Annotated in this window: 18 protein-coding genes; 12 read left to right on the top strand and 6 right to left on the bottom strand. The window is 63.6% G+C overall.

Translation table 11 applies throughout. The annotated features are described in order from the left end of the window. Positions 1-49: 49 nt before the first annotated feature. The 6 genes from MF6396_RS02340 (at position 50) to MF6396_RS02315 (ending at position 5,514) form a co-directional block, all read left to right on the top strand. A complete protein-coding gene (locus MF6396_RS02340; RefSeq protein ID WP_043864527.1) occupies positions 50-1,318 on the top strand; it encodes an OprD family porin in 1,269 nt (422 codons plus the stop codon). Positions 1,319-1,452: 134 nt separating this feature from the next. After that, on the top strand, positions 1,453-1,755 hold the full coding sequence (locus tag MF6396_RS02335; protein WP_054915303.1) for a type II toxin-antitoxin system HigB family toxin: 303 nt from the start codon (positions 1,453-1,455) through the stop codon (positions 1,753-1,755). Between the two features lie 4 nt (positions 1,756-1,759). Continuing rightward, positions 1,760-2,149 carry a helix-turn-helix domain-containing protein gene (locus tag MF6396_RS02330; protein WP_043864529.1) on the top strand — a complete coding sequence of 130 codons (390 nt, stop codon included), beginning with the start codon at positions 1,760-1,762 and terminating at the stop codon, positions 2,147-2,149. Positions 2,150-2,186: 37 nt separating this feature from the next. Continuing rightward, entirely contained in the window at positions 2,187-2,891 is a 705-nt protein-coding gene (locus MF6396_RS02325) for a hypothetical protein (protein ID WP_078479613.1), read from the top strand. 38 nt (positions 2,892-2,929) lie between these two features. Next, complete coding sequence (locus MF6396_RS02320) at positions 2,930-4,807, top strand: DUF294 nucleotidyltransferase-like domain-containing protein (RefSeq protein WP_078479612.1); 1,878 nt, start codon at positions 2,930-2,932, stop codon at positions 4,805-4,807. Further along, on the top strand, positions 4,804-5,514 hold the full coding sequence (locus MF6396_RS02315; protein ID WP_043864532.1) for a 3'-5' exonuclease: 711 nt from the start codon (positions 4,804-4,806) through the stop codon (positions 5,512-5,514). Before MF6396_RS02320 ends, MF6396_RS02315 begins: the two co-directional genes overlap by 4 nt. Before the next feature lie 139 nt (positions 5,515-5,653). Here the strand turns inward: MF6396_RS02315 and MF6396_RS02310 are convergent, their stop codons facing one another. Next, entirely contained in the window at positions 5,654-7,324 is a 1,671-nt protein-coding gene (locus MF6396_RS02310; protein WP_054915306.1) for a BCCT family transporter, read from the bottom strand. Between the two features lie 203 nt (positions 7,325-7,527). Here MF6396_RS02310 and MF6396_RS02305 point away from each other — a divergent pair, with 203 nt between their 5' ends. Then, positions 7,528-7,875 carry a hypothetical protein gene (locus MF6396_RS02305; RefSeq protein ID WP_054915307.1) on the top strand — a complete coding sequence of 116 codons (348 nt, stop codon included), beginning with the start codon at positions 7,528-7,530 and terminating at the stop codon, positions 7,873-7,875. 6 nt (positions 7,876-7,881) lie between these two features. Here MF6396_RS02305 and MF6396_RS02300 read toward each other — a convergent pair whose 3' ends face one another. Further along, positions 7,882-8,847, bottom strand: coding sequence for a GlxA family transcriptional regulator (locus tag MF6396_RS02300; protein ID WP_078479611.1), 966 nt, complete (start codon positions 8,845-8,847; stop codon positions 7,882-7,884). Positions 8,848-8,974: 127 nt separating this feature from the next. Between MF6396_RS02300 and MF6396_RS02295 the strand changes: the two genes are divergently transcribed. After that, positions 8,975-9,616 (top strand): HD domain-containing protein, encoded by a 642-nt coding sequence (locus MF6396_RS02295; protein WP_043864536.1) that lies wholly within the window; start codon positions 8,975-8,977, stop codon positions 9,614-9,616. Between the two features lie 9 nt (positions 9,617-9,625). Here the strand turns inward: MF6396_RS02295 and MF6396_RS02290 are convergent, their stop codons facing one another. Next, positions 9,626-10,864: an NRAMP family divalent metal transporter gene (locus tag MF6396_RS02290; protein WP_238596407.1), complete on the bottom strand. Its 1,239-nt coding sequence runs from the start codon at positions 10,862-10,864 to the stop codon at positions 9,626-9,628. A gap of 259 nt (positions 10,865-11,123) precedes the next feature. On the opposite strand from MF6396_RS02290, the gene dusA reads away from it, so the two are divergent. The 3 genes from dusA (at position 11,124) to MF6396_RS02275 (ending at position 15,242) form a co-directional block, all read left to right on the top strand. Beyond that, positions 11,124-12,134 carry a tRNA dihydrouridine(20/20a) synthase DusA gene (gene dusA / locus MF6396_RS02285; protein ID WP_078479609.1) on the top strand — a complete coding sequence of 337 codons (1,011 nt, stop codon included), beginning with the start codon at positions 11,124-11,126 and terminating at the stop codon, positions 12,132-12,134. A 120-nt stretch (positions 12,135-12,254) separates the two neighbouring features. Continuing rightward, a complete protein-coding gene (gene tal, locus MF6396_RS02280) occupies positions 12,255-13,181 on the top strand; it encodes a transaldolase (protein WP_043864539.1) in 927 nt (308 codons plus the stop codon). A 174-nt stretch (positions 13,182-13,355) separates the two neighbouring features. Further along, a complete protein-coding gene (locus MF6396_RS02275) occupies positions 13,356-15,242 on the top strand; it encodes an alkaline phosphatase D family protein (RefSeq protein WP_078479608.1) in 1,887 nt (628 codons plus the stop codon). A 40-nt stretch (positions 15,243-15,282) separates the two neighbouring features. On the opposite strand, the gene rssC is transcribed toward MF6396_RS02275, so the two are convergent. Both rssC and rssB read right to left on the bottom strand, forming a co-directional pair. Next, on the bottom strand, positions 15,283-15,765 hold the full coding sequence (rssC, locus tag MF6396_RS02270; RefSeq protein ID WP_043864541.1) for an anti-sigma factor antagonist RssC: 483 nt from the start codon (positions 15,763-15,765) through the stop codon (positions 15,283-15,285). After that, positions 15,762-16,946, bottom strand: coding sequence for a two-component system response regulator RssB (gene rssB / locus MF6396_RS02265; RefSeq protein ID WP_043864542.1), 1,185 nt, complete (start codon positions 16,944-16,946; stop codon positions 15,762-15,764). Before rssB ends, rssC begins: the two co-directional genes overlap by 4 nt. 270 nt (positions 16,947-17,216) lie before the next feature. Between rssB and MF6396_RS02260 the strand changes: the two genes are divergently transcribed. Further along, entirely contained in the window at positions 17,217-17,516 is a 300-nt protein-coding gene (locus tag MF6396_RS02260) for a PilZ domain-containing protein (protein WP_043864543.1), read from the top strand. Positions 17,517-17,566: 50 nt separating this feature from the next. Here the strand turns inward: MF6396_RS02260 and MF6396_RS02255 are convergent, their stop codons facing one another. Further along, positions 17,567-18,271, bottom strand: coding sequence for an MlaA family lipoprotein (locus MF6396_RS02255; protein WP_043864544.1), 705 nt, complete (start codon positions 18,269-18,271; stop codon positions 17,567-17,569). Positions 18,272-18,312 lie beyond the last annotated feature (41 nt).

Raw genomic sequence — 18,312 nt, 5'->3', positions numbered from 1 at the left:
CCCGTGCGGGCATCGCTGCACCTCATAAAAACAAAAAAGAGGATTTACCATGCACCGCACTTTCCCACCGTTCAGCCTTGGCCTGCTGGCCACGGCAACACTCGCCGGCGTTTGCAGCACGGCCAACGCGGCCTTTGTCGATGACAGCAAGGCCAGCGTGGAACTGCGCAACTTCTACTTCAACCGCGACTTTCGCCAGCACGAGGCCCCGCAGTCCAAGGCCGAGGAATGGGCCCAGGGCTTTGTGCTGCGCTACGAGTCCGGCTTTACCGAGGGCACCCTGGGCGTTGGGGTGGACGCCATCGGCCTGCTCGGGCTCAAGCTCGATTCCAGCCCCGAACGCAGTGGTAGCGGCCTGCTGCAGCGTGACCGCGAGGCACCGCGCCGTGCCCAGGGCGAGTACAGCGAGCTGGGCCTGACCGCCAAGGTGCGCGCCAGTCACAGCGTGTTGAAGGTCGGCACCCTGATACCCAGGCTGCCGGTGCTGATGCCCAACGACTCGCGCCTGTTGCCGCAGACCTTTTCCGGCGGGCAGTTGAACGTGCAGGAGCTGGAGAACCTGAACCTCGACATCGGCCGGCTGCGCCAGGTCAACCAGCGCGACTCCACCGACTACGAGGACATGGGCGTGACCACGGGCGCGGCAAAAAACATCGTGGCCCGGCGCAGCGACAGCGATCGCTTCGACTTCGCCAGCCTGAGCTACAAGTGGACCGACAGCCTGAGCACCAGCTACAGCTACGGTGCGCTCGACAACCTCTACCGCCAGCACTTCGTGGGCCTGAACCACACCTGGGCGTTGGGCGAGGGGCAGTCGCTCAAAAGCGATATCCGGTTCGCCCGCTCCAGCGATGACGGCGCCAGCAACGTCGACAACAAGGCGCTGGGGGCGATGTTCACCTACGGCATACAGGGCCACGCCTTCGGTGTGGGCTACCAGCGCATGCGCGGCGACACCGGCTTTGCCTACCTCAACGGCGCCGATGCCTACCTGGTGAACTTCGTGCAGATCGGCGACTTCGCCAACAAGGACGAAACCTCGTGGCAGGCCCGCTACGACTTCAACTTCGCCAGCGTGGGCCTGCCGGGGTTGACCTTCATGACCCGCTACCTGCGCGGCGATGGCATCGACCTGGGTGCGGGGCGGCCTGATGGCAAGGAGTGGGAGCGCGACACCGATATCGGCTACGTGGTGCAAAGCGGCCCGCTGAAAAACGTCGGCGTGAAGTGGCGCAACGCCACGGTACGCTCCACGCATTTCGGCAACGACCTGGACGAGAACCGGCTGATCCTGTCGTACACCGTTGCACTCTGGTAATTGAACATTGGCCATTCGCCGATAACACTCAGGCGTTGCTCGTGGTCCAGAGGGCAACGTCTGACGTCATCAAGCGACGAACAACTGGAAGTCGCGCTTGAAAAAGTCCCACACCGGGACCAGAATGGGGCCTTATGAGAATCATTGCCATCAGTCACCTGAAAGCATTTTCCGAGAAGCATCCTGCATCCAAGCAACCCTTGCTCTCATGGATTGACGAAGCCAGGCAGGCAAGATGGTCCACGCCTGCGGATATCAAGGCGCAGTTCGGCAATGCCAGCATCCTCAAAAGTCGCAGAGTGGTGTTCAATATCAAAGGCAATGACTATCGGATCGTGGCTGCCGTGGCCTATCGCTTCGAAGCCATCTACATCAAGTTTGTCGGTACTCACGAACAATACGATGGCATTGACGCCGACACCGTTGAGATGGAGTGATCCTGTGAACATTCACCCAATTCATACCGAGCAGGACTACAAGGCCGCGTTGAACGCAGTGTCCGAGCTGTTCGACAACGAGCCGGAACCCGGCACGCCCGAAGGTGATTACTTCGATGTCATGGTCACGCTGATAGAGGCGTATGAGACCAAGCAGTTTCCGCTCGACCTGCCCGACCCCATCGAGGCTATTCGCTTCAGAATGGAGCAGTCCGGCCTGAGCGCCGCCGACCTGGTACCGGCAATCGGCCGGAAGAACCGGGTCTACGAAGTACTCAATGGAACGAGAGCGCTGACGCTGCCGATGATATGGCGGTTGCACGAAATGTTCGGAATTCCGGCGCAAAGCCTGATAAAACCTCGACAAGTACAGGGCGTCGACACTACACGTTGACTGCTTGCGCAGCGCTATCGAGCCAGGGAGGCCCGGCATGTTGCACGTTCTGTTCCACCGCTTTTCTCTTGCCCTGGCCCTGAGCGCCCTGCTCGTCGCCTGCGTGCCCTACCCGCGAGAGCGCCCGGCCTATGCCGACCTGTGCGAGTCGCGCCAGGTGTTCGAGGTGCCGACCGCGCACGGGGTCAAGACCTTCTACCTGTACACCTACCTCTACGACCATGCGCTGATGTGGAGAGATCGACCCTACACGCAGGGTTACTTCAGCGTGCCCCATGGCTCGCCACAGCGCGAGTTCTACGTGCAGGTGATCGGCTTCAACAAGAATCGCCAGCAGCCTCTCAAGCCAGGGTCGGGCGAAGCGCCCATCCCCATGCTGTACGACAGCCGCAAGGCCTACCTGACCTTCGAGAATGGCCAGCGCCTGGCGGCCCGCCCGGACCTTTACCTGGGCGCGCTGAACAACGACTTCCCGCTTTCGGGCAAGGACTACGTGCGCCCCTCGCCGTTCGACATCAACAGTGACGAGGTGCACCGGCGCATTCCCAAGCTCACCAACAACAGCCGCTATGGCTCGGTCTACGTCGCGTTCAACACCCCGGACTTCAACGCCGACGCCAAGTGGACGATCAACCTGGGCACGTTGGAAATCGACGGGCAGTCGGTTACTGTGGCGCCACTGCAACTGTGCCACCACCCGAAAAAATCCTGGATCGGCGTCGAGCCGTTGATGCGGCCCTGAGCCCCGGTCCACTTCACGCCCACATTCAGCGAGGTTGCATGCAGATCGAGCTTCTGGAGGTTCGCGATCACCTCCACCGTTTCGCCCCTTTCGACGCCCTGCCCGAAGAAACCCTCAACGGCATTGCGCCACGTATCCAGGTGAGCTATTTCAAGGCCGGCAGCACCATCCTGGAAGCAGGCGCCAGCATCCAGGACCTGCACTACGTGCGCAGCGGTGCGGTGGAGATCTACCGGCGCAACGGCGAGCTCTACAACCGCCTGGGCGAAGGCGACATCTTCGGCCAGGCCGGGTTGCTGCGCAGCAACAAGGTGCGCTTTCCGGCCAAGGCGCTGGAAGACAGCCTGATCTACTTCATTCCGGCAGACCTGTTTGCCGAACTGTGCGAGCAGCACGACAGCTTTGCCGAGTTCGTCGAGGCCGAAGGACATTCGCGTCTCAAGTCCGCTGTCGAAGGCCAGGGCCGCGCCAGCGAGCTGATCCAGCTCAAGGCACGCACCCTGCTCTCGCGCAGCCTGGTGTGGGTGAGCCAGGACACTTCGATTCTGGACGCGGCGCGCCTGATGGCCGCCGAAAGCGTGTCGTGCGTGGCAGTGGTCGAACCGGTACCGGATGCCCCCGACAGACTGCTGGGGCTGGTCACCGACCGGGACCTGCGCACCCGCGTGCTGGCCGCCGACCTCAGCAGCAGCCTGCCCATCAGCACGGTGATGTCGAGCGATCCGGTGGTGATCCAGGCCAACGACTCGGTGTTCGAAGCCATGCTGTGCATGCTGCGGCGCAACATCCACCACCTGCCGGTGGTGCACAAGGGCCGCACGCTGGGGCTGATCAACCTGTCGGACATCATCCGCCACGAGTCCCAGAGCAGCCTGCACCTGGTCAACAGCATCTCCAACCAGAACAGCGTGGCCGGCCTGCGCTCGCTGCTGCGCGACCTGCGCGGCACCTATGTGCGCATGGTGCGCGATGGCGCCACGGCGCACATGATCGGCAGCGCGATTTCCGGCATCGGTCGCGCCTTCACCCAGCGCCTGCTGGAACTGGCCGAACGCGACCTGGGCCCGCCGCCGGTGCCGTACTGCTTCATGGCGCTGGGCTCGATGGCGCGGGACGAACAGTTGCTGGTCACCGACCAGGACAACGCCCTGGTGCTGGACGACAGCTTCGACCCGGTGCAGCACGACGCCTACTTCCTCAAACTCGCCACCTTCGTCAGCGACGGCCTGGCCGCGTGCGGCTACAGCTACTGCAAGGGCGGGATCATGGCCACCAACGACCAGTGGCGCCAGCCGCTGCGGGTATGGAAGGGCTACTTCACCCAGTGGATCGACAAACCCAACGCGGCCACCCTGCTCAACAGCAGCATCTTCTTCGACCTCGACGGGGTGTATGGCCAGCTGGAACTGGTGGAAACCCTCAAGATCCTGTGCGCGCAGAAGTCCAGCGCCAGCCCCGCCTTTCTTACCGCCATGGCGCGCAATGCACTGAACCGTACGCCGCCGCTGGGGTTCTTCCGCACCTTCGTGATGGAAACCGACGGCCGCCAGAAACAGATCATCAACCTCAAGGGCCGCGGCACCGCACCGCTCACCGACCTGATTCGCGTACATGCCCTGGCCTGCGCCAGTACCGCGCAGAACTCGGTCGAGCGCCTGGAAGCCATCAGCGCCACCAAGCTGATGCAGCCGGCGGCCATCGAGCACCTGCGTTATGCGCTGGAGTTCCTGTCGATGGTGCGCATTCGGCACCAGGTGGACGCCCTCGAAAACGGCCAGCAGCCGGACAACTACATCGAGCCCGAGCGCTTCTCCAGCAGCGAGCGACACAACCTCAAGGAAGCGTTCCAGGTGCTGAGCCATGCGCAGAAGTTCCTGCGCTTTCGCTACCCTGGCATCGTGCGGCACTCGCGATGAAGCCGCGTGGTATCGACCGTATCGACTGGGCAACGCGCTTTCAGGCATTGGCAGCCCAGGCGCGCAACCCGCTGCTGAAGAACTTCTATGCCGCCGGCGTGGTGCCGGCTGGCACTCCCCTGGAGCAGGTGCCGTTGCTGGCGCTGGATGTGGAAACCACCGGGCTGGATGCGCAGAAGGATGCCATTGTCAGCATTGGCCTGATGCCCTTCACCCTGCAGCGCATCCGCTGCGCCGAGGCGCGCTACTGGGTGGTGAAACCGCGCACCGAACTGAGCGACGAGTCGGTGACCTTCCACCACATCACCCACAGCGACATCCGCCATGCGCCCACCCTGCCCCATGTGCTCAACGCGTTGCTGGGAGCCATGGCCGGGCATGTGATGGTGGTGCATTACCGCAACCTGGAACGCGGGTTTCTCGACAATGCGGTGCGACGGCACCTGGGTGAGGGGTTGGAGTTTCCGGTGATCGACACCATGCAGCTGGAAGCACTGCTGCACCGTGGCAAACGCAGTTGGCGGGACCGCCTGCTGCGCCGGCCGCCAGCCTCGATACGCCTGGCCGACAGCCGCGCGCGCTATCACCTGCCGCCGTATCACGCGCACCATGCCCTGACCGATGCGTTGGCCACGGCCGAGCTGTTGCAGGCCCAGGTGGCACATCGGTTCGAAGCGGGAATGGAAATCGGGCGGCTGTGGGATTGAACGCCAGCAAACTGGCTTTGTGCAGAAGCCAGCCTTGCTGGCGATGCCCGGCTACGCCGGGCCAGGGGCGCCATGCACGCCATCGCCGGCAAGGCCGGCTGCTACGCCCCCACAATAAAGTTGCTGCGCCGGGCGGGCTTTAACCGCGCGGCTCCGACATCAGTCCCTTGACCAGCGACACACAGCCGAGCAGCAACACGATGGCGAACGGCAGGCCGGTCGACACCGCCATCGCCTGCAGCGCAATCAAGCCGCCACCGAGCAAAAGCGCAATCGCGATCACGCCCTGCATCACCGCCCAGAACACCCGCTGCGGCACCGGTGCATCCACCTTGCCACCGGCGGTGATGGTATCGATCACCAGCGAGCCGGAGTCGGACGAGGTGATGAAGAACACCGCCACCAGCACGATGCCGATGAACGAGGTGATCTCCTTGAGCGGCAGGCCGCTGAGCATCGCGAACAGCTTGAGCTCCAGCACCGCATCGGTCACGCCGGCAAAGTGCTGGTTCACGGTCTGATCGATGGCGGTGCCGCCGAAAGTGGTCATCCACAGTACCGACACCAGCGAGGGCACCAGCAACACGGCGATGAGAAACTCGCGCACCGTGCGGCCACGGCTGACACGGGCGATGAACATGCCCACGAACGGCGACCAGCTGATCCACCAGGCCCAGTAGAAGGCAGTCCAGCCCTGGGTGAACTCGGCATCCTCGCGCCCCACCGGGTTGGACAACGCCGGCAGGTACTCGATGTAGGCCGTGAGGTTTCTGAAGAAGCCGGTGAAGATCGCCAGGGTCGGCCCGACCACGATGATGAACACCAGCAGCAGCAACGCCAGGCCCATGTTCACCTGGGACAGCATCTTCACGCCCTTGTCCATGCCGGCCAGCACCGAGCCCAGTGCGATGATGCTGATGCCGATGATCAGCAGCACCTTGCTGACATTGGTCGAGGGGATCGCGAACAGGTATTCGAGCCCGGCTGCCGCCTGCTCGGCACCGATCCCGAGGGAAGTGGCCAGGCCGAACAGCGTGGCGAACACCGCCAGGATATCGATCACATGCCCCGGCCAGCCCCACACGCGCTCACCCAGCAACGGGTAGAACACCGAGCGGATCGACAGCGGCAAGCCCTTGTTGTAGGTGAACAGCGCCAGCGACAACGCGACGATCGCGTAGATCGCCCACGGGTGCAGGCCCCAGTGGTAGATGGTGGCCGCCATCGCCATGTCGGCCGCCACCTTGGCATCACCGCCTGCACCGCCCAGCGGCGCCCAGTCGGTACGCACGCCGTTGGCGTCGAGGGTGACCCCGCCCATGGCGGCCGAGAAGTGCGACATCGGTTCGGCCACGCCATAGAACATCAGGCCGATACCCATGCCGGCGGCGAACAGCATCGAGAACCAGCCCACATAGGAATGGTCCGGCACCGCTTCGCGCCCGCCCAGGCGCACCTTGCCCAACGGCGAGACGATCAGGCCCAGGCACAGCAGTACGAAGATGTTCGCGGTGCTCATGAAGAACCACGCCAGGTTGGCGGTCAACCAGCTGCGCATGGCGCTGAACACCGGCTCGACTTCGTTCTGCAAGGCCAGGGTGAGGATGACGAACAGGAAGATGGTGGCGGCAGAGATGAGGAACACCTTGCCGTGGATGTCCAGCGAGAAGGAAAACTCGCCCTTGAAATTGTCCTGGCCGACGACGTAGTCGGTATCGATCAGGTTTACTTCACCGCTGGGAGCTGGAATGCCGTCGACGGTCGGCGGCTGAGAATGCCCGGGTGTGTCGTTGGAGGGGGTTCTTCCCACGAAATAGCTCCTTGAATTGCTGGCACGCTTCGACGTGCAGTGATCTGATAGCCCCGCTGTTCCTATGGCAAAACGAGAAATGTGAAGGCCACAGGGTAGCAGGCCTGAGGTCGGACCGCCGCACCCGTCATCGGTTCAAGGCTTTTTGCCATTATTTGCATTCACCTTGCCGGCCCTTTATTGCGCAACTCAAGCGAGCCCCCATGTCCCGATACGCCATCGCCGTCACCGCCGCCGACCACAAGCCAGGGATCGTCAAGCTGCTGCGCCAGTGGTCTGCCGACAGCATCGGCGAGCTGATGCGCAAGGTGGGCACGCAAACGCCGGTCGTGCTGTTCGATACCACGGACTTCGCCCTGGAGGTGCCCAGCGAGCAAGGCACGGTGACGCAGCAGCAAACGCTGCTGGCAATCATCGATGCGCTGGAGCAGGCCGGCGCCAGCCTGCGCATCACCCACCATGCGGGCACGCTGGTGGAGCCGGTGACGCGTGAGATGCTGGAGAACCTGTTCGAAAGCGAGCTGCTCTACCTGGGCCAGGAGCACGACTGAGCGTTGCTACGCCCCGCCGTGCCCGTAACGCTTGCGGTACTCGGCAGGTGTCACCCCCACGTGCTTGAAGAACGCTCGGCGCAAGGTGTCGGCGTTGGCGAAGCCGCATTTGGCGGCGACCTGCTTGGGCGCATCACCACCGGCCTCCAGCAGGGCGCGTGCAGCGGCCACCCGCGCCGACTCCACCCAGGCCGCGGGGGTGACGCCCACCTCGGCATGAAACAGCCGGGCAAAATGCCGGGGGCTGAGGCCGGCATGTTCGGCCAGTGCCTCGACTGTCAGCGCCAGCTGCGGGTTGGCGGCCACCCAGCGCTGCACTTGCTGCAACACCGAACGCCCGGCTGGCTGCGCCTCGCCCTTGCGGCTGAACTGCAACTGCCCGCCCGGGCGCTTGAAGAACATCACCAGTTGCGCCGCTACCCGCAGCGCGATTTCACGGCCCAGGTCTTCCTCCACCAGCATCAGCGCTAGGTCCAGCCCGGCAGTGACCCCGGCGGCTGTGCGCAGCTTGCCGTCGCGCACATACAGCGCGTCCTCTTCCACGCTCAGGCTCGGGTAACGCTGTGCCAGGGCCTGTGCCGCGGCCCAGTGCGTGGTCACCCGCCGCCCATCCAGCAACCCGCTGGCCGCCAGCGCGAAGGCGCCGGTGCACACCGAGCCGAAGCGGCGCGACTGGCCCGCGCAATCGCGGATCCAGGCCAGCAGCGTGTTGTTCAGTTGCATCCGCGCCGCATCCGGCGCCCCGGCCACCAGCAAGGTGTCGAAGCGCTGCCCGGGCTCACCTGCCACCAGGTCGGGCAACAGCCGCGCACCGGACGAGCTGTGAATGGGCCCTGGCTCGCACGCCACCACCTGCAACGTGTAGACCTGCCGACCCGCCTCGACATTGGCCTGGGCGAACACATCCAGTGGGCCCGACACATCGAGCAGTTGAACACCGGGCAGCGCGAGTACGGCAATGGTTCTGGTCATGGCGAAGGGGCGAACCTGAAGGCGTCGTGATTTCACGTGAAATGGCAGTATATGGCGTATCACGCCATTTGAGGACAGCAGTGTCGAGGCTGACAATGGAGGCGAACCGCAACCCGGAGCCTGCCCCATGACACTCGACATCCACGGCATCAAGATCCCCGACAGCCAGCTCGCCCGCGAAATCACCGAGGTGGTACGCGATACGGCCTCGCCCCTGCTGTTCCACCATTCCAGCCGCGTGTTCTACTTCGCGGCCCTGGCGGGCCAGAAGCGCGGTCTGAAGTTCGACGCCGAGTTGCTGTACTGCGGCTGCATGTTCCACGACATGGGCCTGACCCATCAGCACAGCAGCGCCTGCGAGCGTTTCGAAGTGGATGGCGCCAATGCCGCACGCGACTTCCTGTGCGGCCACGGCATCGCCCAGCAGGACATCGATACGGTATGGACCGCCATCGCTCTGCACACCACCCCAGGCATACCCGAGCACATGCACCCGGTGGTGGCGCTGGTGACGGCAGGGGTCGAGATGGACGTGCTGGGGCTGACCCACGGCCAGTACGGCGCTGCCGAGCGCGAAGCCATCGTCAGCGCCCACCCGCGGGGCGAGCATTTCAAGGAAGACATCATCCAGGCCTTCTACGACGGCATCCGCCACAAGCCGCAGACCACCTTCGGCAACGTCAAGGCGGATGTGCTGGCCGACAAGGACCCCGCCTTCAAGCCCGGGAATTTCTGTGCGGTGATTCGCGGCTCGAAGTGGGCGAGCTAGGCACCTGCTCTACAGCGTCACCAGCATGCAGGCCACGGTGATGGCCATGACCCCGGTGGCAATCCACCCAAGCCAGCGCAACCGCGGCCTGATCACGTGCTCGCCCATCGTTTGCGGTCGCGATGCCTGCAGCATCATGACCACCATGATGGGCACGGCGATCACGCCGTTGAGCACTGCCGACCAGAACAGCTCCTTCACAGGGTCGGTGGGCGTGAAGCACAGGATCACCCCGCCGACGGTCGCGGCGGCGATCAAGGTGTAGAACGCACGCCCTTCGCCCTTGTCCAGCCGCGCGCTGAGGCTGCCCGACCACCCCGCTGCTTCGGCCACGGCATAGGCGGCCGACCCCGCCAGCACCGGCACCGCCAGCAGCCCGGTGCCGATGATGCCCAGGCTGAAGATCAGAAAGGCAAAGTCCCCCGCGAGCGGGCGCAGCGCCTCGGCCGCCTGGGCCGAGGTCTGGATATCCGTGATACCGGCGGCACGCAGGGTTGCCGCCGTGCTCAGGATGATGAAGAACGCGATCAGATTGGAAAACGTCATGCCCACCACCGTATCGACCCGGATGCGCAGCAGGTGCCGGCGCACCTCGCGCCTAGCCGGTACCTGCTGGCCCGTGGTGGCGTCTTCCATTTCCTGTGCGGCCTGCCAGAAGAACAGGTAGGGGCTGATGGTGGTACCCAGTACCGCCACCACCATCAGCAGGGTGTCATAGTTGAATGCGATATCGGGGAACACGATACCCCGCGCTACCGCGCTCCAGTCCACGTGCACCATGAACGCCACCGCCACGTACGACAGCAGCGCCAGGGTCAGCCATTTGAGCCAGCTGACGTAGGCGCGGTACGGCATGAACACCTGCAGCACCAGGCACAGCAGGCCGAACGTGACGGCATAGATATGCGCCGATCCGCCCACCAGCAAGCGAAGGGCCTCGGCCATGGCTGCGATGTCTGCCGCCAGGTTCAGCGTATTGGCCACCAGCAGCATGCTCACCACGGCCCACAGCACGCTGGCGGGAAAGCTCTGCTTTATATTGGCGGCCAGGCCGCGACGGGTGATGTAGCCGATGCGTGCGCTCACCAGTTGAATCGCGATCATCAGGGGCAGGGTCAGCACCACGGTCCACAGCATGGAGAAGCCAAACTGTGCGCCGGCTTGAGAATAGGTGGCGATACCGCTCGGATCGTCGTCGGCGGCGCCGGTGATCAACCCGGGCCCAAGCCGTCGCAGGCTGCGGCGCAATCCGATTTTCCTGACAGGCTTCATGGCCGCGCCTCGATTCACCTGCGGGGGTGGGCCGAACATTGCGCAGGGGACAGCAACAGACTAGCCCGCCTACGGCCGTTTGGGCGCCGGCATGACGGGCTTGCAGGCGAAGGTTGCAGACTCTTGGTAAACTGGCGCACTTGTGTTTTTGGGGCTGGCCGGTGTGACGCGGTGTCAGCGCAGAACGCCCATCGCCCGAAACACCCCGAATTGGCTGCACCACACGTAGACGAACATGCTCTCAGAACCTGTTACAACTCCTGTAGATACGCGGCCCGAGCCGTCCCGCCGGTTCAGCGTTGCACCCATGATGGACTGGACCGACCGCCACTGCCGCTTCTTCCTGCGCCTGCTGTCGCGCAATGCCTTGCTCTACACCGAAATGGTCACCACCGGCGCCCTGCTGCATGGCGACGCCGAGCGTTTTCTGCGCCATGGCGAAGCCGAGTACCCGCTGGCCCTGCAACTGGGTGGCAGCGTGCCGGCGGACTTGGCCGTCTGCGCCGTACTCGCGCAAAACGCCGGCTACAACGAAGTGAACCTCAACGTCGGCTGCCCCAGCGACCGCGTGCAGAACAACATGATCGGCGCCTGCCTGATGGGCCATCCGGGGTTGGTGGGCGATTGTGTCAAGGCCATGCTCGACGCAGTGCAGATCCCGGTCACGGTCAAACACCGCATCGGCATCAACGGCCGCGACAGCTACGCCGAGCTCTGCGACTTCGTCGGCCAGGTACGCGACGCAGGCTGCCGCAGCTTCACCGTACACGCGCGCATCGCCATCCTCGAGGGCCTCTCGCCCAAGGAGAACCGCGAGATCCCGCCACTGCGCTATGACGTCGCCGCGCAGCTCAAGGCCGACTTCCCGGACCTGGAGTTCATTCTCAATGGCGGCATCAAGACGCTCGCCGAATGCCAGCAGCACCTGCAGACCTTCGACGGCGTGATGCTCGGCCGCGAGGCGTACCACAACCCTTATGTACTGGCCGAAGTCGACCAGCAGCTGTTCGGCAGCGACGCCCCGGTGATCAGCCGCAGCGAAGCGCTGGCCAGGCTGCGCCCGTACATCGCCCAGCACCTGCAGAACGGCGGCGCCATGCACCATGTCACCCGGCATATCCTCGGCCTGGGCCAGGGCTTCCCCGGCGCTCGCAAGTTCCGCCAACTACTGTCGGTGGACATCCACAAGAGCACCGCCCCCCTGAGCCTGCTCGACCAGGCGGGGCTGCTGCTGGAAGGACGCTAGGAACCTGCGCGCGGCTGGACACTCCAATCGTTACCCTCCCCCGATAGCCTGCCGCACAGCCCTTGAGCGGCCGGCAGCGCTCGGGTAATGTCGTCCAACCGCACAGGACAGAGCACGCTCATGACTTCCAAGCTGGAACAACTCAAGCAGTTCACCACGGTCGTCGCCGACACCGGCGATATCGATGCGATCAGCCGGCTCAAGCCGGTCGACGCCACCACCAACCCGTCCCTGTTGCTCAAGGCCGCCGCCATGCCCGGCTATGCCGAGCTGCTCGATGACGCGCTCAAGCACAGCAAGGGCGACCTGGGCCTTGCCTGCGATGCATTCGCGGTATCGGTGGGCAGCGGAATTCTCAAGGTGATCCCGGGCCGTATTTCCACGGAAGTGGACGCCCGACTGTCCTTCGACCAACCTGCCCTGCTGTCCAAGGCGCGCCAATTGATCGAGTTGTACGACAAGGCCGGCATCGGCCGCGACCGCGTGCTGATCAAGCTGGCCTCCACCTGGGAGGGCATCCGCGCCGCCGAGGTGCTGGAAAAGGAAGGCATCCAGACCAACCTGACCCTGCTGTTTTCCTTCGCCCAGGCGGCTGCCTGTGCCGATGCTGGGGTGTTCCTGATTTCGCCGTTCGTGGGCCGTATCTACGACTGGTACAAGAAATCGACCGGCAAGGAGTATGTCGGGGCCGAAGACCCGGGCGTGAAGTCGGTCACGCGTATTTACGATTACTACAAGGCCAACGGCTACGACACCGTGGTCATGGGCGCCAGCTTCCGCAACATCGGCCAGATCGAGCAGTTGGCCGGCTGCGACCGCCTGACCATCAGCCCTGAGTTGCTGCAGCAGCTCAGCGATGACCAGGGCACCCTGGCGCGCAAGCTCACCCCGGGCAAGGCTGGCGAGCCACGCCTGACACTCGACGAAAGCCAGTTCCGCTGGCTCTCCAACGAAGATGCCATGGCCACCGAGAAACTCGCCGAGGGCATCCGCCAGTTTGCGCGGGATCAGGAGAAACTCGAGGCGTTGTTGGCTGCAAAGGCCTGATACAAATATGGTTTGCCAGGCAAGGTGTGAAGGCGGAGCATTAACGGTTTTGCACGCTGGATCTTGCAGACCTCTTCGCCGGCAACGCCGACTCCTACAGGGCTGCACGATACTGTAGGAGCCGGCATTGCCGGCGAAGCGCCGAAGGCGCACCCATCCATCTTCGAGTAATCAATGCCCGAAAACACCCCGCTGCCCCTGGTACTGGCCGGCCCGTTGCTGCGCCGCCTGGAGCCTGCGCGCATGGTCCTGTGGCTGGTCGGCTCACAGCCGTTGCAGCCCGAACTGCACCTGCAACACTCCACCGAATACACCCTGAGCTGTCAGGTCATCCCCATCGGCCAGCACGCCTTCGTGCACCTGCTCGATATCCAGCTGCACACTCCACTGCCCACCGACGTGCAGATCGACTACGACGTGCTGATCGGCGGCCAGGGCATCGCCACCTGGGCCCCACACCTGCTGTATGAAGGCGCCCGCCTGCCCAACTTCGTGATACGCGAGCGCCTCGACCAGTTGTTGCATGGCTCGTGCCGCAAGCCGCACCACCCCGCCGCCGATGGCCTGTTGTGCGCCGACCGCCTGCTGGCCGCGCCCCACGCACCCGCCGAGCGCCCGGCGCTGCTGATGATGAGCGGCGACCAGGTGTACGCCGACGATGTCGCCGGCCCCATGCTGCGGGCCATCCACGGGCTGATCGAACGGCTGGGCCTGTACCACGAGCACCTGGAAGGCGCCGTGGTGCAGAACAGCGCCGAGCTGTACCGCCACCCGGCCAGCTACTATCACCGTGCCGACCTGCTGCCAGCCCTGGAGAGCAACGAAACCCTGCGCGAGCGCTTTTTCGGCGGCACGCGCAAACCCATCTTCACCAGCAGCAACGCCGACAACCACCTGGTAACCCTGGCCGAGATCATGGCCATGTACCTGCTGGTCTGGTCGCCTGTGCCCTGGACCTTGGTCGACACCCCCATGCCATCAGGCCTGACCACCCAGCGCCAGGCCCGCTACCAGCGCGAACAGCACTGCCTGAAGGGCTTCGTCGAAGGGCTGGATGGCGTGGCGCGGGTACTGGCGCACCTGCCCAGCCTGATGATCTTCGATGACCACGACATCACCGACGACTGGAACCTCTCGGCCCAATGGGAAGAAACCGCCTACGGGCACGCCTTCTCGCGGCGCATCATCGGCAACGCGCTGATCGGCTACATGCTCTGCCAGGGCTGGGGCAACAACCCGGACGTGTTTGGCGAGCTGCTGCAAAGCTGCCAGGCCCTGAGCCACAGCGCCGATGACGACGGCTATTTCGACCGCGCTGCGCAAGATGGCCTGATCAAACAGCTGCTGCGCTTTCAGGAATGGCACTTCGTGCTGCCCACCCAGCCTGCGCTGCTGGTACTCGATACCCGCACACGTCGCTGGCGCAGCGAGAGCAAGCTGCAAAAGCCCTCCGGGCTGCTGGACTGGGAAGCGCTGTGCGAACTGCAGCAGGCCTTGCTGGACCACCCCTCGGCCATCATCGTCTCCCCCGCCCCGCTGTTTGGCGTGAAGCTGATCGAAACCATCCAGCGTGTGTTCAGCTGGTGCGGCTATCCGCTGCTGGTGGACGCCGAGAACTGGATGGCGCACCGGGGAGCGGCGCAGGTGATCCTGAATATCTTCCGTCACTCGCGCACGCCAGGGCATTACGTGATCCTCTCGGGCGACGTGCACTATTCCTTCGTTTACGAGGTAATGATTCGTCACAAACGCGGCGCCCCGCACCTGTGGCAGATCACCAGCAGCGGCATCAAGAACGAATTCCCGCGCCGACTGCTCGATGTGTTCGACCGACTCAATCGCTGGCTCTACGCCCCACGATCACCGTTGAACTGGTTCACCAAGCGCCGCCTGATGCAGGTGGTGCCGCGTACACCCGCGCACAGCAAGGCCGGCGAGCGCCTGTGGAACAGCGCCGGGCTGGGCCAGGTGTTCTTCAACGCGCAGGGGCAGCCCGAGCGCATCTTCCAGCTCAACGCCAACGGCGCGCCGCCCACGGAGTTTCCCCGCGAGGCTGAATGAAAAGGTGAGTTCGGCGCCCGCTACAGGGCGCCAGGATCGATCAGGTCCGCTCCAGGGCGTTGACCAGGTCGTGGAAGGCTTCGCGGTTGGAGTCGTTCAGGCCCATGAGGATCTTGTGCGCTTCCAGCACCTTGGCGCGCACTACCTCTTCGTTCTGGTCCTGGGACGGCAGATCGGTCAGGCACTCGGGGCACGGGATTGGACGATCGACGATGTTGAACACCTGATCGAAGCCCATCGACTGCAGAAGCCGGGTGATATCGGCATGGGTAGTCACCACCGTGGGCAGCAGGCCGACCTTCTGCCGCGACAGGATCGACAACTTGGCCAGCAGGCCCAGAGTGGTGCTGTCGATACTGTTGGTTTCGGTAAGATCGATGACGATCGCCGAGAAATTCAGCGCCGTGAAGATCTTTTCAATCGTTGCATCCAGCGCCGAACACAGGGTCAGACGCACTTCACCGACGAACTTCAGAACAAAGGTGCCATTCTGCTCGGCAAACTGGATTCTTCCAGTACTCATTGAAGGTTCCTGCTCAACACCATTAGGGCGATATCATCCGGCATCTCCCCAAGCGTAGCCAATTCGAATCGTTGGCGCAGCCCATCCAGGCTGCCACCTGCTGCCTTGATGATTTCAGGCAAGGCAGCCTCCTTATCTTTGAGTGTGTCGCCAGGCAAAAGGTCCAGAATGCCATCAGACAGCAATGTGAGGCTGAACTGCGGCGGCAACTCCAGAACGTGATCCTGGTAGGTGGCCTCGTCGAACAGCCCCACCGGCAGGCCGCGCCCTTCGAGGTACCGGGTGTCGTCCGGGGTGTACAGCACCGGCAACGGCAGATGGCCGCCGATGCTGTAGGTCATCAGGCCGGTGTGCTCGTCGATCACGCCGCCCACCATGGTCACGTGCTTGCCCAGCCTGCAATTGATCAGGCCGCGGTTGATATGCCCGAGCACCTCGGACGGCTTGAACTCGGGCAAGGTGCCGGCGCGCTTGAATTCGAACAGCAGGCGCGTGGTCATGAACTTGAGCAGCACAGTCACGAACGCCGAGGAGGCACCATGGCCGGACACGTCGGCCAGGTAGAACGCCACGCGTCGCTCGTCGACACGAAAGTAATCGGTGAAATCGCCAGACAGGTACAGAGACGGAATGATCTGGTGTTCGAAACGCAGGTCTCCGGCCTTCCAGGGGTTCTCCGGCAGCATGTTCATCTGCACCTGGCGCCCGGCAGTCTGGTCTTCCTGCAGCAGGTGCAGGCTGGCCTCCAGCTCACGGTTGGCGGTTTCGAGCTTGTCGCGGTAACGCTGGTTTTCCAGTACCAGATGCGCCCGATCCAACGCCCGGCGAACCGAGTGCTCCAGCACTGCCAGGTCTTCCAGGGGCTTGATCAGGTAGTCGGCAGCACCCAGGCGCAACGCTTCGACGGCATCGTTCATCACGCCCGCGCCCGACACCACGATCACCGGCAGGTCGGGGGCACGCTCGGTAACCTGGCGAATCAGCTCCAGGCCGCCCATTTGCGGCATGCGCAGATCGCAGATCACCAGATCAGGCTGTTCCTGCTCGAAGACCTGGAGACCCTGCTGGCCGTTGCTTGCCTGCAGGACGCTGAAGCCGCTGTCTTCCAGGTAGGCGGCGAGGCTCGCACGCACTACATCGTCATCATCGATTATCAGCAGCGTTGCACTGTTTTTCTGCATGTGGGCAAACGGCGCCAGAAATAGGTTGGGGTAGGCGGCCAGGCAAAACGGGGCCCGCTTACTGGATTCACTTCTAGCCACTCTTGCATTTCAGGTGTAGGACAAAAGGCCTGCCCGGCAAATGTCAGAGGTGCCCTGTAAGGCGCAGACGGTACTCCCATCCGCCGGGGGTTTCAAGCATGCACCGATGGTCGCCTGTGCTCTTTACAGCACAAATCACCGGGAGTTATAAAAACCCCTTCTATCGCAACCCAATGGAAGGATGCAGGCATGAGCCAGAACCACGCCGACTATAGCGAGAAGCGTGATTTCATCAGGATGCGGGTAGATACCGACGTTACCCTGATACATGCCGAGCAAGTGATTGCGGCGGTGTGCCTGGACCTCTCGAGCAGCGGCATGCAGGTACAGGCAGCGAAAACCTTTCAGGTTGGAGACAACCTCAGCGTCAGCATCGATTCGGACCACCCTTCACTCAAGGGCCTGCACGCCACAACGCAAGTGGTGTGGATTGCCGATCAGCCCCAGGGCCAGCAGAAGCTGGGCCTCAAGATCCTTGCGATGAGCTGAACAGCAGGCATGAAAAAGGCGGCCATGGCCGCCTTTTTCATGCATCACGATCAGAAATCGTCTTTTACATCCCCGTCCTTGACCTTGAACTCGCGGTTCTGCAGGTAGGCGTTGCGGATGAAGCTGTACTTGTCGCCACGGATCATCTTCTCGGCCGACAGCAGGCTGGCACGGGTGTCCACCACGTCCACCGCGATTGCGGTATTGCGGGTGGGCACATGGTCCATGTAACGGTAGGGTTCGGTGTAGGTATCCGGGTACTTGGCGATCGCATCGCGCACGGTGCTCGGCCCAAGCAGCGGCAGCATCACGTACGGGCCACTGCCTACACCCCAGTAGCCGAGGGTCTGGCCGAAGTCCTCGTCGCTGCGCTGCAGGCCCATCTTGGTACCCACATCGAAGAAGCCAGCCAGGCCGAAGGTGGTGTTGACGATCAACCGCGCGGTATCCACGCCGGCTGCGTGGGGCTTGAGCTGCAACACGTTGTTGGCAAGGTTGGTCACGTCACCAAGGTTGCGGAACATGTTGTGGATGCCGTCCTCGAGAAACTGCGGCGTCACCCACTGGTAGCCCTGGGCCAGCGGCTTGAGCGCGTAGGTATCGATCGTGTCGTTGAACCGGAAGATCGGCCGGTTGATGCTCTCCCACGGGTCTTCCTCGGTCGCCGCCTGGGCCAGTACCGGCGCCAGCAGCAGGCTCGCGCAGACACAGGCACGGGTCATACGATCGATCACGCCAGCACCGATCCCACGCATAAAATTTCTCCTAGGCAAACATTGCACTGCGCCGGCATCAG

Source organism: Pseudomonas sp. MF6396 (assembly GCF_002018915.1).
GTDB lineage: Bacteria > Pseudomonadota > Gammaproteobacteria > Pseudomonadales > Pseudomonadaceae > Aquipseudomonas > Aquipseudomonas palmensis.
Note: the sequence above shows the minus strand (reverse complement) of the source record. Positions and strands in the feature narration are given on the sequence as shown.

Coding starts and splice junctions, on each gene's coding strand:
- MF6396_RS02340 (WP_043864527.1), top strand. CDS start 50: ATGCACCGCACTTTCCCACCGTTCAGCCTTGGCCTGCTGGCCACGGCA.
- MF6396_RS02335 (WP_054915303.1), top strand. CDS start 1,453: ATGAGAATCATTGCCATCAGTCACCTGAAAGCATTTTCCGAGAAGCAT.
- MF6396_RS02325 (WP_078479613.1), top strand. CDS start 2,187: ATGTTGCACGTTCTGTTCCACCGCTTTTCTCTTGCCCTGGCCCTGAGC.
- MF6396_RS02320 (WP_078479612.1), top strand. CDS start 2,930: ATGCAGATCGAGCTTCTGGAGGTTCGCGATCACCTCCACCGTTTCGCC.
- MF6396_RS02315 (WP_043864532.1), top strand. CDS start 4,804: ATGAAGCCGCGTGGTATCGACCGTATCGACTGGGCAACGCGCTTTCAG.
- MF6396_RS02305 (WP_054915307.1), top strand. CDS start 7,528: ATGTCCCGATACGCCATCGCCGTCACCGCCGCCGACCACAAGCCAGGG.
- MF6396_RS02300 (WP_078479611.1), bottom strand. CDS start 8,847: ATGACCAGAACCATTGCCGTACTCGCGCTGCCCGGTGTTCAACTGCTC.
- MF6396_RS02295 (WP_043864536.1), top strand. CDS start 8,975: ATGACACTCGACATCCACGGCATCAAGATCCCCGACAGCCAGCTCGCC.
- dusA (WP_078479609.1), top strand. CDS start 11,124: ATGCTCTCAGAACCTGTTACAACTCCTGTAGATACGCGGCCCGAGCCG.
- tal (WP_043864539.1), top strand. CDS start 12,255: ATGACTTCCAAGCTGGAACAACTCAAGCAGTTCACCACGGTCGTCGCC.
- MF6396_RS02275 (WP_078479608.1), top strand. CDS start 13,356: ATGCCCGAAAACACCCCGCTGCCCCTGGTACTGGCCGGCCCGTTGCTG.
- rssC (WP_043864541.1), bottom strand. CDS start 15,765: ATGAGTACTGGAAGAATCCAGTTTGCCGAGCAGAATGGCACCTTTGTT.
- rssB (WP_043864542.1), bottom strand. CDS start 16,946: ATGCAGAAAAACAGTGCAACGCTGCTGATAATCGATGATGACGATGTA.
- MF6396_RS02260 (WP_043864543.1), top strand. CDS start 17,217: ATGAGCCAGAACCACGCCGACTATAGCGAGAAGCGTGATTTCATCAGG.
- MF6396_RS02255 (WP_043864544.1), bottom strand. CDS start 18,271: ATGCGTGGGATCGGTGCTGGCGTGATCGATCGTATGACCCGTGCCTGT.